The following is a 14,541-nucleotide window of genomic DNA, read 5'->3' as shown; positions in this document are numbered from 1 at the left end:
CCATGAGCAGCACCGCCACCGCCAAGACCAAGAAGCAGCACGTCAGCAGTGGCCCGGTGCTGGACTGGGCGGCCGGTCACGGACCCGTGACCGGCGCCCTGTCCGCCACCACCGGAGCCTTCGCCCTCGCCACCACCGGCGCCGCCACCGCCATGCCCCCCGGATGGGCACTCGCCGTCGGCGCCGCCGGCGCCCTCGGGCACACCGTTGCCGGGCTGCGGGTGCGCAACGCCGGCCGCACTCTCGCCACCCGCGCCGCCTCCTGGCTCGTCGGAGCCGGCTGGACCACGTGGGCCATGACCACCGGCCCCCTCACCTGGGCCGCCCTCGGCTCCCTCGCCACCATCGGAGTCGGGATCGGCGCTGCCGCCCGCTCGTCCGCGCTGTACGAGGAGGCGCGCGAAGAGGAGGCCATCGCAGCCGAGCAGCGGGCCGTTGCGCTGGAGTTGTCCGCTGAGCGTCGGGCGATCGCTGAGGCGTGGGTGGAGCGCATCCAGCGGATCTGTGGCATCTCCGTGCGCGTCCTCGCGGTGGAGATGTGGCCCACCGGAACCGGCTACTCGCTCGATCTGGAGCCGCAGGGCGGGATCACCTGGGATCGCATTGCGGGGTACTCCGTGCCCCTGTCCGGGGATGCCAAGCTGCCGCACGGCTGCACCGCCGCCGCCTCGCCCGGCATCCATCAGGGCCGCACGATCCTGGACGTGACCACGGTCAACGTCCTCAAGGAAGCGCTGGACTACCCCGACGACTACAGCCGTCTGTCAGTCCTCACCGGTCTGCCGTGGGGAGTGCGCACAAACGGGGAGACCGTCTCCGCCTACCTGCGCGAGCAGTGCGCGCTGGTCGTGGGCCCGACCGGTTCGGGCAAGACGAACATGCTGCACGGCATCCTCGCGAGCTTCGCGCGCGCCGATGACCTGCTCACGTTCGTGATCGACCTCAACGCCGGATCAGCCGGCCTGCCCTGGGTCCTGCCCGCCCTCAAAGGCGAACTGAAGACCGGAGACGACAAGCCCGTCCGGCCCGGGGTCGACTGGCTCGCCGGCACCTATGAGGAAGCGCTGATCATGTTGGATGCGGTGCTGGACATCGGGCTGCACCGCAAGAAGGCGTACCAGGACCTGCTGTCCAAGGCGAACACCGATCTCCTGCCGATCAGCGCGAAGATCCCGCAGATCATGCTGGTCGTCGACGAAGGAGCCGAAATCCTGGTCAGCACCGACCGGCAGATGAAGGAACTTGCGAAGAAGATCCTGGAAGTCATCCGGATGCTGCGCGCCATGGGCATCCGCACCGTCCTCACCGCCCTCGGCGCGACCGGGTCGGTGCTGGGCAACCTGATGATCCGCCGCGAGGGCAAGGTGCGCGTCGCCCTCACCGGTGGCGAGACCGAGGGGATGGACCTGGGGAAGATGTTCCCCGGCCGCCGCGGACTGCGCGTCGAGCAGGCCCCGTACAAGGGGGCTGGGTTCATAAGCACCCCCGAGTCACCGGCCGCGCTGTTCAAGGCGTGGCGGATCCTCCCGAACCAGATCCGGGACATCACCGTCGCCACCTCCGACCGGCACCCGCGACTCGATGAGGTGTCCGCGAAGGCTGCCGGACCCGCCTACGCCCGGCGCTGGGACGCCGAACGCACCGCATGGATGCTCGACCTCACCCCCACCGACGACGACCCCACCGCGGACAGCCCGGCCGGGCAGGGCGGGCTGAACCTGTCCGCGCTGCGCGGACAGGACAGCGGGCAGGGCTCGCCTGAGGACGAGATGCTGCGCCGCTTCCGGCAGGAGATCGACGCACAGTTCGGCACCGCACCCGACCCGCACACCACCGACCAGGGCGCCGGACCGGACCAGCCGGCCGGACTGAACCTGTCCGCGCTGCGGGGCGAGCAGGACAGCCCCGCACAACGCGCAGCGCTCGCCGCGCTGCTCGCCGCGGGACCGGAGGGGACCGGCGCATCGGCGATCGCCCGCGCACTGTCTGACGCGTACGGCACGACGCGTCAGACGGTCGTGGGGTGGCTGAAAACGTGGATGCAGGACGGGACCTGTGTGCGCGTCGGGGAGGGCACCAAAGCCCGCTACGTCCATCGCTCCCACGCCTCCGACGCCTGACCGCTTGTCGCTTGTCGCCCCCGACTCATCGCATGCCGCTTTCCGGGGTCTGGAGCCCCAAATCCGGCTTGTGACCTGGGAGGCGACAAGCGACAAGACAAGCGACAAGGCAAGCAAGACGACAAGCCGCACGACAAGAGAGACGACAAGCCACGCGACAAGCACAGCATCCACCGCACGGGCCCGCGCCACCTGTTGGCGCGGGCCCGCGGCACACCCCGAGGGAGCCTGAAATGAGCCAGCACACCCCGCCCGGCCAGATCGCCACGCACATCCCCGCCGATGTCTTCCAGCGCGCACAGGCGACCGGTCAGCCGGTCGTGTTCGTCGTCAACGACCGTCCCGCGACGGGTGTCGAGTGGCGGCGGTTACTGCTGCCGTTCGCGGTCGCCGGCGCGACCGTCGCTGGCGGGTGGGGACTGGTCGCCGCCCTCTGCTTCCTGCTCGACGCTGCCGCCCACACCTTCACCGTCATCGCCGGCGCCGCCGGACCCATCGGGGTGGGCGGCATCACTCTCCGGTTCGCCCGCAACCGGCACTAGCCCACAGCCATCGGCCCATCCGTCAGACCCGAGAGGACACCACGTGACCGAGCAACCCACCACCCTCAGCCCCGGGCCGGAAGTCTGGCCGGCCCCGGAAGCGGCTTACGTGCTCGCGCCGAACATCCTGCGTGAGATCGGCTGGACCGCCCGCACCGCGCGACAAGTCATTCACCGGCCGTTCGACGGCGGAGAGGCCCGTGAGTACTTCCTGCGCAAGGCCGCACTGCTCGACCGCATCGCGCTTCAGAGCGAGGAGGACGGCATCCACGGAGACGCCACCGAACTGGCCGAAGCAGCCGCGCTGTACCTGATCGACACCCACCACGCCCGCACCGCTGCCAGCGACGCCGACCCGCGCGGCTACGTCCGCCGCGAGTACGCCCGCTGGACCACGCACCACTAGCTGCGCCAAGGGCGGCCCCCGTCTCGGCAAAAGTCCGGGGCCGCCCTTGCCAACCAGCATCCATCTACGGAACTGGAGACAACCCAGCATGACGCAACCGACCGACATCCGGCGAGAGCGCGGCTTACGGCCGCTGGCTCTGGATCTGTTCTCGTGCGCTGGCGGCGCCGGGAAGGGTCTCGAAGACGCGGGGTTCGACGTGGACGGCTGTGACACGGCCGACCGCCCGAACTACCCGTTCCCGTACTACCGTGGCGACGCGCTCGAATACCTCGCCCACCTCATCGACGCAGGCGAGATCCGCCGGTACTCCTACGCGCACGCCTCCCCGCCCTGCCAGGACAAGTGCACGCTGACCGTTGGCACCAACCGCTCCCAAGGGTGGGGCGGAACCCACGTCGACCTGGTGGCCCCGACCCGGGCCCTGCTCGAACAGGCAGGGCTGCCGTACTCGATCGAGCAGCCCAACGGGCGCGCGGAGATCCGCAAAGACCTCTCCCTGTGCGGGGAGATGTTCGGGCTCGGAGTGATCCGGCACCGCAACTTCGAGTTGGGCGGCTGGCGCATCGAGCAGCCGGCGCACGTCCCGCACCGGGGACGGGTCCGCGGCTGGCGCCACGGCGCGTACTTCGACGGCCCCTATGTAGCCGCGTACGGCAACGGCGGGGGTAAGCCGTCCATCCCGGAGCTGCAAGCCGCGATGGGGATCACGTGGACGGACGTCCGCGAGGAACTGACCGAAGCCATCCCGCCCGCCTACACCGAGTTCATCGGCCGCGCCTTCCTCGCACAGGCCGTGCTGGGGGTGGCAGCGTGAACGGCACCCCCGGCACGGACCGCACGCGGCTCGCTCTGCTCGCCTGCGCCAGGCAGGCTGCACAGCGCGACTGGCACGTCATCCCGCTCCGCCCCGGTGACAAGCGCCCGGCCGGTCACGCGGAGCAGTACTGCCCCGCCACCGGCCGGTGCGCCAACGGGCACAAGACACCCGAGCAGCGCGCGACCACCGACGTCGAACTGCTCGTCGCCGCGTGGGCACGGGCGCCGTACAACGTCGGTGTGGCCACCGGCCCTTCCGGGCTGCTGGTCATCGACCTGGACATGCTCAAGCCCACAGACCCGAAAGGAACGCCTGACGGCGCGACTTCTTTTGCAGCGCTCTGCGAGCGCGCCGGGCAGTCCGCACCCGGCACCTACCGGGTGCGGACCGCCCGCGGTGGAGAGCACCTGTACTTCACCCAACCCCCGGGAATCCGGCTGCACTCCACCGCCGGACGACTCGCGAAAAAGATCGACACCCGGGGGTGGGGCGGGTACGTCGTCGCCCCCGGCAGCACCACCTCGGACGGCACCTACGTGGTGTTGGACGACCGTGAGCCTGTCCCGCTGCCGGAATGGCTGCGCAAGACCCTGACAGCTGCTCCCGCGGCTGTGGCGGGCCCTCTGAGGTTGCCGGTGGTGACGGGCAGTCTCGCAGCGCAGGCTGCCCTGGAAGCCGAGTGCGCCGCGGTGGCCGGGGCTGCGGACGGCACCCGGAACACCGTGCTCAACCGCAGCGCCTTCAAGGTGGGGCGGTTCGTCGCGTGGGGCGACCTTCCGCGGCACGTGGTGGAGGAGGCCTTCCAGGCGGCGGGGGAGTCGGCCGGCCTCGCCGCTGCCGAGTGCCGCACCACGATCCGCAGCGCCCTGGACGGCTCCATCCGCACCGCCCGCCCGCGGGAAGCCGCATGACCGCGGCCAACTCCCCCCACCTGGAAGGCCTACCCCGACCAGCAGACGGCCCGCACCCCGCCCGACCGGCCGGACCCCGGGCGCCCGTAGGCGAACCGAGGATCGTCGCCCGTCAGGGCGTCCCTTCAGCCCTTCGCTCTGAGAAGTTCCGCAGCGATCAGGCCCGCCACAGCACGCCCGCCCCGACCCCCGAGCAGCCCGGCATCCGCATCTACGCCCCACCGGTCTACCGGGATCACTGGGACGGGGCCCGCTGGTCCAAGCGCCCCGGCGACACCCCGAACGCCGCCTACGCCTGCGCCTGCGGGCAGACCAGCACCGCCACCGGCGCGCCGAAGGTGGCCGCGCTCGCGGCCGACTATGCAGCTCACAAGTCCGTCTGCGCGGGAGTTCCCGCGACTGTGCCTGAAAGGAGGGCCGCCGCATGACTGAGATCATCGACGGGGCCGCGCTGCTGGACGAGGTGGAAGCCTTCCACCGTCGTTTCAACGTCTTCCCCACCGAGCACGCCTACGTCGCCGTAGCGCTGTGGGACGCCCACGCGCACCTGATGGACGCCCTCGACGGCACCGCCCGCATCGCGTTCCTCAGCCCCGAACCGGGCTCCGGGAAGTCGCGTGCGTTGGAGATCATCGAGACGCTCACGCCGCGCGCGGCGACGACCGTCAACGCCTCCGCGAACGCGCTGTTCCGGCTGGTCTCCGCAGATGAGGGCACGCCCACGCTCCTTTTCGACGAGATCGACACCGTCTTCGGGCCCAAGGCGGGCGGGAACGAGGAAGTGCGTGGGTTCCTCAACTCCGGTTACCGGCGGGGTGCGAAGTCCCTGCGCTGCGTCGGGGACGGATCCGACCAGAAGGCAGGCTTCTTCCCCTCATTCTGTGCGGTCGCCATGGCCGGACTCGGCACGCTGCCGGACACGATCCTGACCAGGTCGGTCATCATCCGCATGAGGAAGAAGGCACCGAACGAGAAGTGCGAGCCCTACCGGCGGCGCGTCCACGAGAAGCAGGGGCACGTGCTGCGGGACCGGCTCGCGGACTGGACCGCCACCCTGCACGACCAGGTCGCGGAGGCGTGGCCCGAGATGCCCGAGGGCGTCACGGACCGGCCGGCGGACGTGTGGGAACCGCTGCTCGCGGTCGCGGACGCGGCTGGCGGGCACTGGCCGGCGCGGGCCCGCGCGGCGTGCATCGAACTCATCAAGTCAGCGAGCAGCAACGACGAAGCCTCGCTCGGCGTGCGGTTGTTGACCGATCTGCGCGACAAGGTGTTCTGCGGCGTGGACAAGATGCCCACCGCGGCCATCCTCGAAGTCCTCCTCTCCCTCGACGACGCCCCGTGGGCCGATATGAGCGAGGACGGGCAGGCCGTCAAGCCGCTCACCGCCCGGCGGCTGTCCAAGCTCCTGAGCCAGTATGTGCGCCCCGACAACACCCCGATCAAGCCCAAGGGGATCCGGGTCGGCAGCACCACCCCCAAGGGCTACTACGCCGAAGACCTCTCCGACGCGTGGAACCGCTACTGCCGCTCCGACCCCCAGAAATCCGCAACATCCGCAACAGCCGCAACACCGCAGGTCAACAGGGGTGAATCTGTGGCGGCAGACCCTTCCGAGACCCGCCACATGTTCGCGGAATCCGACACACGCGCCCTGCGCAGCGTCGGCTGACGCCGCCCGACCGATAGGTCCCGCCGCACCCTCGTGCGGCGGGACCTATCCGCAACAGAAACGGCATCCGCCACAGATTCAAGCCGCTGACCAGCAATGTTGCGGCGTGGCGGATGTTGCGGATCCCCCAGACGGGTCTCAAGCCACCGCCTGCCGAGGAGGCATAGCCCACATGAGCACTGCTCCGCGACTGGAACCCCCGGCCCTTCCCGCTGTCTACCTGCCGAGCGACATCGCCAAGGCCCTTCACTGCTCCGAGTGGTGGGTGAAGGAGCAAGCTCGCAAAGGACGCATCCCCTTCACCAAGCCCGCAGGGAGCTACCGGTTCACAGCCGAGCACTTCGCCGAGATCATGCGCATCTTTGAGAGCCGCCCCGCCGAATGGCATGACGCTCCCGCGCCTACAAAACGAGCACCACGGCGCACGGCGACCACAACGGCGGCGCCCGTCACCTCCCTGAAGGCAAGGACGCCACGCAGGGCGCAACGCAGCCAACCACAGTCCAGCGCAGCCTGATTCCGTGTGCCGCTCGGTTTTCCAGCCGGGCGGCACGCCCGTTCATAGGAGAACAAGGTGGGTTATGCCGAGAGTCTCGGCAGCTACTGGCGCGGCCGGTACAAGCTCGCGCCGGGCAAGTACGCCACTGTCCGCGATGCCGACGGCGATGCCATCCGCTTCCGGACCAAGGCTGCGGCAAAGAAGGCGGCTGACGCCGAAGAAGCGAAACTGCTGGCCGGAACGAAGAAGGCACCTCGCGAGCGGATCACCTTCGGTGCCTACGTCAACCGCTGGTATGCCGCACAGGACTTGGCGGCATCCACCATGCAGAACTACCGGCGGCACATCGAAGAGCATCTGCTCCCCGCATTCGAGGATTTCGCCGTTGCCGACATCCTGAGCACTGACATTGCCGCTTGGGAGAAGCACGAACGCGCGGTGCCTTATGCGGCATCCAGCGTCAAGACGTGGCGGGCGACACTGCACCTGATCCTTGCCGACGCCGTTGACGAGGGGCTGCGCGACTCCAACCCGGCAACCAAGCGCCGCGGACGAGGAAAGCGTGCTGGCCGCTCACGTAACCGTGGCCCGGAGAAGGCAGTCACGACCGCACTCGGCATCCTGCTGCTCGCCGAGAGAATGGCGCTGCTGTCCGGCCGCGACGACGAGTTTGTTGCCGGCATCGTCAAGGGCTACACCGGCATGCGCTGGGGCGAGATCGTTGGCCTCGAGCCCGAGTTCGTCCGACCGAAGAGCATCCGAGTGGAGTGGCAGCTCTACGAACTCGACACGGGCGAACTGCACCGCTGTCCGCCCAAGGACGACTCCTACCGCGACATCGACACTCCGGACTTCCTCGCCTCACTGCTGGCCGGACACGTCGCTCGGACGAGACCGAAGCCGTGCGAGTGCCACGGACTGGCCTACGTCTTCCGCGGCCATGGAACCGCCAACGGGTCCGTAAGCCGCCCCGGGGCGAAGCTAGTCGACGTGGCGCGCCGCTCTGGCGTATCGACCGGCACCGTCTCCAACGTCCTCAACCGCCCGGATGCTGTGGCGGAGCCGACCCGCCTGAAGGTGCTGGAAGCCATCAGTGATCTCGGGTACATCCGCAACGCTGCGTCGGGGGAGCTGGCTGCTCACTGGCGGCGCTCCGGTTTCGCCACGTGGCTCTTTCGACCGGCCGCGACAGGTCGGTATCCCGGGCGAGGCAGTCAGGAAGAGCGGCCAGTACCTGTCCTTGCTGAGCCGTGGCCCGGCATCCCCGCACGCGGGCGAGGAGCCTCCAAGCGCGCTGAGACGTGCTGGGTGCCGATCGCCCCGGGGCTCACTCCGCACGGCTTGCGCCACACCCACAAGACCCTGATGAGGGAAGTGGGGACCCCGCCAAAGCTCATGGACGAACGCATGGGCCACGAGGACGGCTCCGTCCAGTCGCGCTATGACCACATCACGCCAGGGATGCGGCAGGCGCTCATGACTGCGCTCACCGCGATGTGGGAGGAAGCGTTGGACGCACGCCGAATGATGAGCCCCAGCTCGCCCGTGTCCGCTCTGGATGCGCTGCTGAAAGCTCGCTAGCAGCGCGCTGATCTGGAGGCAGATTCCAAGATCTTCTCCAGGATTTCTCCAGAGAGCTCCTGGAGAACGAGGCAGGCCCGGTGCTGATTTCTCAGCACCGGGCCTGACCTGGTGTTTCACTGTCGGGGTGGCGGGATTTGAACCCACGACCTCTTCGTCCCGAACGAAGCGCGCTGCCAAGCTGCGCTACACCCCGATGTCGCTGCTTGTCCTGCTTGTCGCGGCGACGTCGTTTACTTTAGCCCACCGGTGGCCCGAGACGAAATCCGGTTTTGCCGCGGTGGCTGATCGGGTTCGGGCGGGCGTGGTCGAGGGCCACGAGGAGGACCGCGAGGGCGTAGAAGGAGAGGCCGAGGAGGAGGGCGTTGGCGAGGGAGTGTCGGTAGCCGTGGGCCTCGACGTCGAAGAAGGGGTAGAGGTAGCGGCCCGGCGTGCCGGCGGGGATCAGCTGGGCGCGGGTCAGGGAGAAGGCCAGGTAGGCCACGGGGTAGATCATCCAGGTGGCGGCCCGGCGCAGGCGCAGCCGGCCCGGGGGTGTCAGCAGGAGCCAGTCCAGGACGGCCGCCGTCGGAGTCACCGTGTGGACGAGAAGCGCGGCGACCAGGTGCCGGCCCGTGGGGTCGGCCTTCGTGCCGGTCACCGAGAAGGGGACGGCCGCGTCCGCCAGGAGCAGGTGGTAGACCAGGCCGGTGATCGTGATGTAGAGCAGCGCCGCGCCCGTCAAAGCGGCGGGGAGGGGGCGGCGGGCCGTCCACGCGCGGCGGGCGGACAGCAGCGTGACCAGGGCCAGCAGGATGTTGCTCTGGATCGCGAAGTGGCTCAGGACCCGCATGGGGCTGCCGAGCAGGAGGGCGAGCGTCACGCCCGCGGCCGCCGTACCGGCCAGCAGCAGGCGCAGGACGGCGGCCAGTGGGCGGCGTACGGGGGCCACCACCGCCGAGGCGGGGACGGAGGAGAGCAGTAGCGCGTGGGTCCGCGGGATCGCGGGCAGATCCGGGATGTCCCTGGGTATCGGCGCGGTCATACCCTCAAGTTAGGCAAACATGACAAAAGGGGCGATACGGGTGGGCCGTTCGGGGGAATCTCCGTCGTCGCCCCGTCGCCCCGTCGCCCCGCCCGCAGGTGGTCCTCCGACAGGCCGCCCTCGCCGGTGGCCGTTCCCCGTTCCCTTGCCCTACCGTTCCTTTGCCCGCCGCCGCCCGCCTGCGCCTCGACCCGTGCCGCCGACCCGCCCGCCGCGCCTCGGCCCCGTGCCGCCCCGCTCGCCAGCGCCCGCCGGCGCCTCCCGCGACCTACTCCTTCTCGACCAGCGTCAGCAGCGTCACCTCGGGCGGGCACGCGAATCGCACCGGCGTGTAGCGGTTCGTTCCGCATCCCGCCGAGACGTGCAGGTAGGACGTACGCCCCTCCGCCGTGTGCGTCGACAGGCCCTTCACGCGTTCCGTGTCCAGGTCGCAGTTGGTGACGAGGGCGCCGTAGAAGGGGATGCAGAGCTGGCCGCCGTGGGTGTGGCCGGCCAGGATCAGGGGGTAGTCGTCCGCCGTGTAGGAGTCCAGGACCCGCAGGTACGGCGCGTGCACCACGCCCATCGAGAAGTCGGCCGAAGCCGAGGGGCCGCCGGCCACCCGGGCGTAGCGGTCGCGCTTGATGTGCGGGTCGTCGAGCCCCGTGAGCTCGATCGCCACGCCCTCGACCTTCAGCACGCCGCGGGTGTTGGTCAGGTTCAGCCAGCCCGCCGCGTCGAAACCGTCGCGCAGGTCCTCCCACGGGTTGTGGACGACGTCGACGGCGGGGGCGTTGCCGTTCAGGCCGTGGCGTCCCTGGGTCTTCTCGAAGAGATAGCGCGCGGGATTGCGCAGCTTCGGGCCGTAGTAGTCGTTCGAGCCGAAGACGTACGCGCCCGGGAACTCCATCAGCGGGCCGAGGGAGTCCAGGACCTCGGGCACACCCTCCGGGTCGGACAGGTTGTCACCGGTGTTGATCACGAAGTCGGGGCGCAGGCCGGCCAGGGAACGCAGCCAGCGCTGCTTCTTGCGCTGGCCGCCGACCATGTGGATGTCGGAGACCTGCAACACGCGCAGGGGGCGCATTCCGGCGGGGAGGACGGGGACCGTCACCCGTCGCAGGCGGAAGGAGCGGGCTTCGAAGCCCGCCGCGTACACCAGGCCGGCGGCGCCGGCCGCCGCAAGGGACAGAGGTACTCCGTATCGCGCGCGCATACCTCCATCGTGTCAGACGCCGTCAACGGCCCTTGCCCTGCCGCCCCTTAAATCGGCGGGCGGGCGGCCACCGACACCTGCGACAATCAAACCCATGACCACGCTCAAGTCGAAGCTGCACGAAGACCTCAACGCCGCGATCAAGGCGCGCGACGAGCTCCGCTCCTCGACGCTCCGGCTCACGCTCACCGCGATCACCAAGGAGGAGGTCGCGGGCAAGGAGAAGCGCGAGCTCTCCGACGACGAGGTCCTCAAGGTGATCACCAAGGAGGCGAAGAAGCGCCGCGAGGCCGCCGACGCCTTCGCCCAGGGTGGCCGGGTCGAGTCGGCCGAGCGGGAGAAGGCGGAGGGCGAACTGCTCGCCACCTACCTGCCCAGGCAGCTCGGCGACGAGGAGCTGAACGACATCGTCGCCCAGGCCGTCGCGGAGGCGAAGGCCGCCGGTGCCGAGGGGCCGCGGGCGATGGGCGCCGTCATGAAGATCGTGAACCCGAAGGTGGCCGGCCTGGCCGAGGGCGGCCGCGTCGCCGCGGTCGTCAAGAAGCTGCTCGCGGGCTGACCCCGGCCACGCGACGGCCGCCGCCGACCGGCGCCGGCCCCGGACGACCACCGGCCCCGCACGACGAACGGCCCGGCACGACGAACGGCCCCTGCCTCTCCCTAAGAGATGTATTCCCTTAGGAGAAGCAGGGGCCGTTCGTCGTGTCCCCGGGCCTGCCGTCAGCCGATCGGCGTCGGGCCGGTCTCAGCCGCGTCCGCCGCCGTTGCCGTTCCCGTTGCTCTGGCCCTGGAAGAACGTGCCGCCGTCGTTGCCGTTCGTCGAGGTGCCGCCGTTCGTCGTGCCATTGGTGAGCAGACCGGTGAGGAAACCGTCGTCGTCACCTCCGGTGTCGCCGTTGTCGTCACCGTTGTCGTTGTCGTCGTTGTCGTTGCCGCCGTCCTTGGAGGGCGGGTTCGGGATGTTGACGAGGTTGAAGGACGGGGCTTCCTTGTCCTTGAGCGCGCCGGTCATGGCGTCGCGCCAGATCGGGCCCGGGGTGTCGCCGCCGTAGACCTGGGAGTGGTAGACGCCGCCGATGGTGATGTTGGTCATCTCGACCTTCTGGGTGGCGCTGCCGACCCAGACGGCACCAGCGAGGTTCGGGGTGTAGCCGACGAACCAGGCGTTCTTGCGGGAGTCCGTCGTACCCGTCTTACCGGCGTTGGCGCGGCCGGACAGACCGGCCTGCTGACCGGTACCGGAGTCGGTCACGCCGCTCAGCAGTGTGTTGACGGTGTCCGCGGTCTTCTCGCTCATGGCACGCGAGCAGGTCGACTTCGGCACCTCCAGGGACTTCTTCGCGCCGCCCACGGTCTGGGTGATCGACTCGATCGCGACCGGGGTGCAGTACATGCCCCGGCTGGCGAAGGCCGCGTAGGCGGTCGCCATCGTCAGGGGGGAGAGGCCGGTGGAGCCGAGGGTCATCGACGAGGGCACCTCGGGGACCTTGTCGCCGTTGCCCTGGACCACGCCCAGCTTGTCGGTCATCTTCACCACGGGGCACATGCCGATGTCGGCGAGCATCTGCACGAAGTAGGTGTTGACCGACAGCTCCATGGCCTTCTTCAGCTGGTACGGGCCCTTCTCGGACTCGCTCTCGTTCTCCAGCTTGTCGTTGCCCTCGTTGGTCCACGGCTTGCTGCTGCACGTCTGGACCGTCGAGGGGTACGGCATCTCGTACGGCGCCGGGTAGCTCTGGTTCGCCGGCCGGCCCTCCTCCAGCGCGGCGGCGGCCACGAACGGCTTGAAGGTCGAGCCGGTCGGGAAGCCGTAGTTCGAGCCGCCCATGGAGGCGTTGACGGAGTAGTTGTACTCGGTCTCGTTCTTGCCGTAGCCGTACGGCTTCGACTGGCCCATGCCGAGGATCTTGCCGGTGCCGGGCTCGACGAGCGTGGCGGCCGCGGCGACCTTGTCCGACTTATAGACGTGGTCCTTGAGCGACTTCTGGACGGACTTCTGGGACTGCGGTTCGAGCGTCGTGCGGATCGTCAGGCCGCCCTGGTTCCAGACCTTCGCCCGCTCCTCCTTGGTCTTGCCGAAGACCGGGTCGCTGAGGAAGACGCGCTCCACGTACTTGCAGAAGAAGCTGGCGCCCTGGACGGCGGTGATGCAGCCGTTCTTCGGCTGCTTGACCTTCAGGCCCAGCGGGGCCTTCTGCGCCGCGGCGGCCTCGGCTTCGGAGATGTCGCCCACCTCGGCCATGCGCTTCAGCACGACGTTGCGGCGGTTGGTGGCCGTGACGTCGTCCTTGACCGGGTCGTAGTAGGTCGGGGACTGGACGATGCCGGCGAGCAGCGCCGCCTGGGGAAGGGTGAGGTCCTTGGCGTGCGTGGAGAAGTAGCGCTGGGAGGCCGCTTCGACGCCGTAGGCCTGCTGGCCGAAGAACGTGATGTTCAGGTAGTTCTCGAGGATCTTCTTCTTGCCGAGCTCCTCCTCCACCTGGATCGCGTACTTCAGCTCCTTGATCTTGCGGCCGATGGTCTGCTGGGTGGCCTGGGCGACCTTCGTCGGGTCGTCGCCGGCCTCCTCGACGAAGACGTTCTTCACGTACTGCTGGGTGAGCGTCGAGCCGCCCTGGGCGACCCCGCTGTTCTGCACGTTCTGGTTGAGCGCGCGCAGCATGCCCTTGAGGTCGACCGCGCCGTGCTCGTAGAAGCGCGAGTCCTCGATGGCGATGAGCGCCTTCTGCATGTACGGCGAGATGTTCTTGAGGTCGACCACCGTGCGGTCACGGGAGTAGACCGTGGCGATCTGGCCGCCTTCGGCGTCGAGGATCGTGGTGCGCTGGCTCAGCGGCGGCGTCTTGAGATTGGCCGGGAGTTCGTCGAACGACTCCACCGACCCCTTGGCGGCGAGGCCCAGCGCGCCGAACGCGGGCAGGGCGATACCGGCCAGCACGGCTCCCGAGAGCACACTGACACCGAGGAACTTGGCGGCCTGCTGCGTTGGCGACAGACCACCGCCCGAGCGCTTCTTTGGCATGGGGGCAGCCTACGTTCTCATTCGCCGGACACGCGTCAATGCCTTGGCCTAAGCTGCTCTCAACTGTCACAGCAGCACGGCTACGTATCAATACGTCCGGCGACCCCGAATCGTTCCGGAGGTTCCCCAGTTTCTGGTGGGGGCGTGTCCGAATCCGCCTTGTGTGTCACCCGGCGTCCGTTGTGACTCAACTGAACTGTCCCGGTTGCCGGGAAAGTCGCATATGTCGCGGGCTCACTCCCCCGGGTGATCTGCCGCTTACGCATAGTCCGTTCGGGCCATTCAAGATTGGGCCCGAAGGGGGTGTTGCGCTGTGCCCACCTTCCGTAACGTCCTCAACTGGCGGCGGTGAATATGCCGCTGCCGCCGTGGGGGAGCCTCGATTCGGGAGAGGACGGCGCCGGTATGGGCTGGGTAACCGACTGGAGTGCGCAGGCCGCCTGCCGCACTACCGATCCGGATGAACTGTTTGTTCAGGGAGCAGCGCAGAACAGGGCCAAGGCGGTGTGCACCGGATGTCCGGTACGCACCGAATGCCTGGCCGACGCGCTCGACAACCGCGTCGAGTTCGGTGTGTGGGGAGGCATGACCGAGCGCGAGCGCCGCGCACTGCTGCGCAGGCGTCCGACTGTGACCTCCTGGCGCCGCCTCCTGGAGACGGCGCGTTCGGAGTACGAGCGTGGGGCCGGCATCCTGCCGCTCGACGACGACGAGATGTACGAGAACTACGCGGCGGTGGGCTGAGGCGA

At 69.2% G+C, this 14,541-nt stretch carries 12 protein-coding genes and 1 tRNA gene; 9 read left to right on the top strand and 4 right to left on the bottom strand.

From position 1 onward, the window contains the following. Positions 1-2: 2 nt before the first annotated feature. From OG440_RS16740 to OG440_RS16710, 7 genes are all read left to right on the top strand, one after another. A complete protein-coding gene (locus tag OG440_RS16740; RefSeq protein ID WP_406007619.1) occupies positions 3-2,120 on the top strand; it encodes a hypothetical protein in 2,118 nt (705 codons plus the stop codon). Between the two features lie 233 nt (positions 2,121-2,353). After that, positions 2,354-2,662 carry a hypothetical protein gene (locus OG440_RS16735; protein ID WP_406007618.1) on the top strand — a complete coding sequence of 103 codons (309 nt, stop codon included), beginning with the start codon at positions 2,354-2,356 and terminating at the stop codon, positions 2,660-2,662. A gap of 43 nt (positions 2,663-2,705) precedes the next feature. Further along, positions 2,706-3,068, top strand: a complete 363-nt coding sequence (locus OG440_RS16730; protein WP_406007617.1) for a hypothetical protein — start codon at positions 2,706-2,708, stop codon at positions 3,066-3,068. Between the two features lie 88 nt (positions 3,069-3,156). Beyond that, the gene (locus OG440_RS16725) at positions 3,157-3,885 is read left to right on the top strand and encodes a DNA methylase (RefSeq protein ID WP_406007616.1); all 729 of its coding nucleotides are present in this window, start codon (positions 3,157-3,159) and stop codon (positions 3,883-3,885) included. Continuing rightward, the gene (locus OG440_RS16720; protein ID WP_406007615.1) at positions 3,882-4,799 is read left to right on the top strand and encodes a bifunctional DNA primase/polymerase; all 918 of its coding nucleotides are present in this window, start codon (positions 3,882-3,884) and stop codon (positions 4,797-4,799) included. The genes OG440_RS16725 and OG440_RS16720 overlap by 4 nt, the downstream gene beginning before the upstream one ends. Positions 4,800-5,223: 424 nt before the next feature. After that, the gene (locus tag OG440_RS16715) at positions 5,224-6,471 is read left to right on the top strand and encodes a DUF3631 domain-containing protein (protein WP_406007614.1); all 1,248 of its coding nucleotides are present in this window, start codon (positions 5,224-5,226) and stop codon (positions 6,469-6,471) included. Positions 6,472-7,045: 574 nt separating this feature from the next. Continuing rightward, positions 7,046-8,551, top strand: a complete 1,506-nt coding sequence (locus OG440_RS16710) for a tyrosine-type recombinase/integrase (RefSeq protein WP_406007613.1) — start codon at positions 7,046-7,048, stop codon at positions 8,549-8,551. A 122-nt stretch (positions 8,552-8,673) separates the two neighbouring features. Here OG440_RS16710 and OG440_RS16705 read toward each other — a convergent pair. The 3 genes from OG440_RS16705 to OG440_RS16695 form a co-directional block, all read right to left on the bottom strand. After that, positions 8,674-8,747 (bottom strand) — tRNA-Pro (locus OG440_RS16705). A 42-nt stretch (positions 8,748-8,789) separates the two neighbouring features. Then, positions 8,790-9,575 carry a Pr6Pr family membrane protein gene (locus OG440_RS16700; RefSeq protein WP_406007612.1) on the bottom strand — a complete coding sequence of 262 codons (786 nt, stop codon included), beginning with the start codon at positions 9,573-9,575 and terminating at the stop codon, positions 8,790-8,792. Positions 9,576-9,843: 268 nt separating this feature from the next. Next, on the bottom strand, positions 9,844-10,770 hold the full coding sequence (locus OG440_RS16695; RefSeq protein ID WP_406007611.1) for a metallophosphoesterase: 927 nt from the start codon (positions 10,768-10,770) through the stop codon (positions 9,844-9,846). 94 nt (positions 10,771-10,864) lie between these two features. Here OG440_RS16695 and OG440_RS16690 point away from each other — a divergent pair, with 94 nt between their 5' ends. Beyond that, positions 10,865-11,329, top strand: a complete 465-nt coding sequence (locus tag OG440_RS16690) for a GatB/YqeY domain-containing protein (protein WP_406007610.1) — start codon at positions 10,865-10,867, stop codon at positions 11,327-11,329. A gap of 186 nt (positions 11,330-11,515) precedes the next feature. Here OG440_RS16690 and OG440_RS16685 read toward each other — a convergent pair whose 3' ends face one another. Further along, on the bottom strand, positions 11,516-13,792 hold the full coding sequence (locus OG440_RS16685) for a transglycosylase domain-containing protein (RefSeq protein ID WP_406007609.1): 2,277 nt from the start codon (positions 13,790-13,792) through the stop codon (positions 11,516-11,518). A 405-nt stretch (positions 13,793-14,197) separates the two neighbouring features. Between OG440_RS16685 and wblA the strand changes: the two genes are divergently transcribed. Further along, entirely contained in the window at positions 14,198-14,536 is a 339-nt protein-coding gene (wblA, locus tag OG440_RS16680; protein WP_406011376.1) for a transcriptional regulator WblA, read from the top strand. The last annotated feature ends 5 nt before the right edge of the window (positions 14,537-14,541 follow it).

The sequence above is a fragment of the Streptomyces sp. NBC_00637 genome (genome assembly GCF_045161545.1).
In the GTDB taxonomy this organism is placed as follows: Bacteria; Actinomycetota; Actinomycetes; order Streptomycetales; family Streptomycetaceae; genus Streptomyces.
This window is presented reverse-complemented; position numbering and strand designations above follow the sequence as displayed.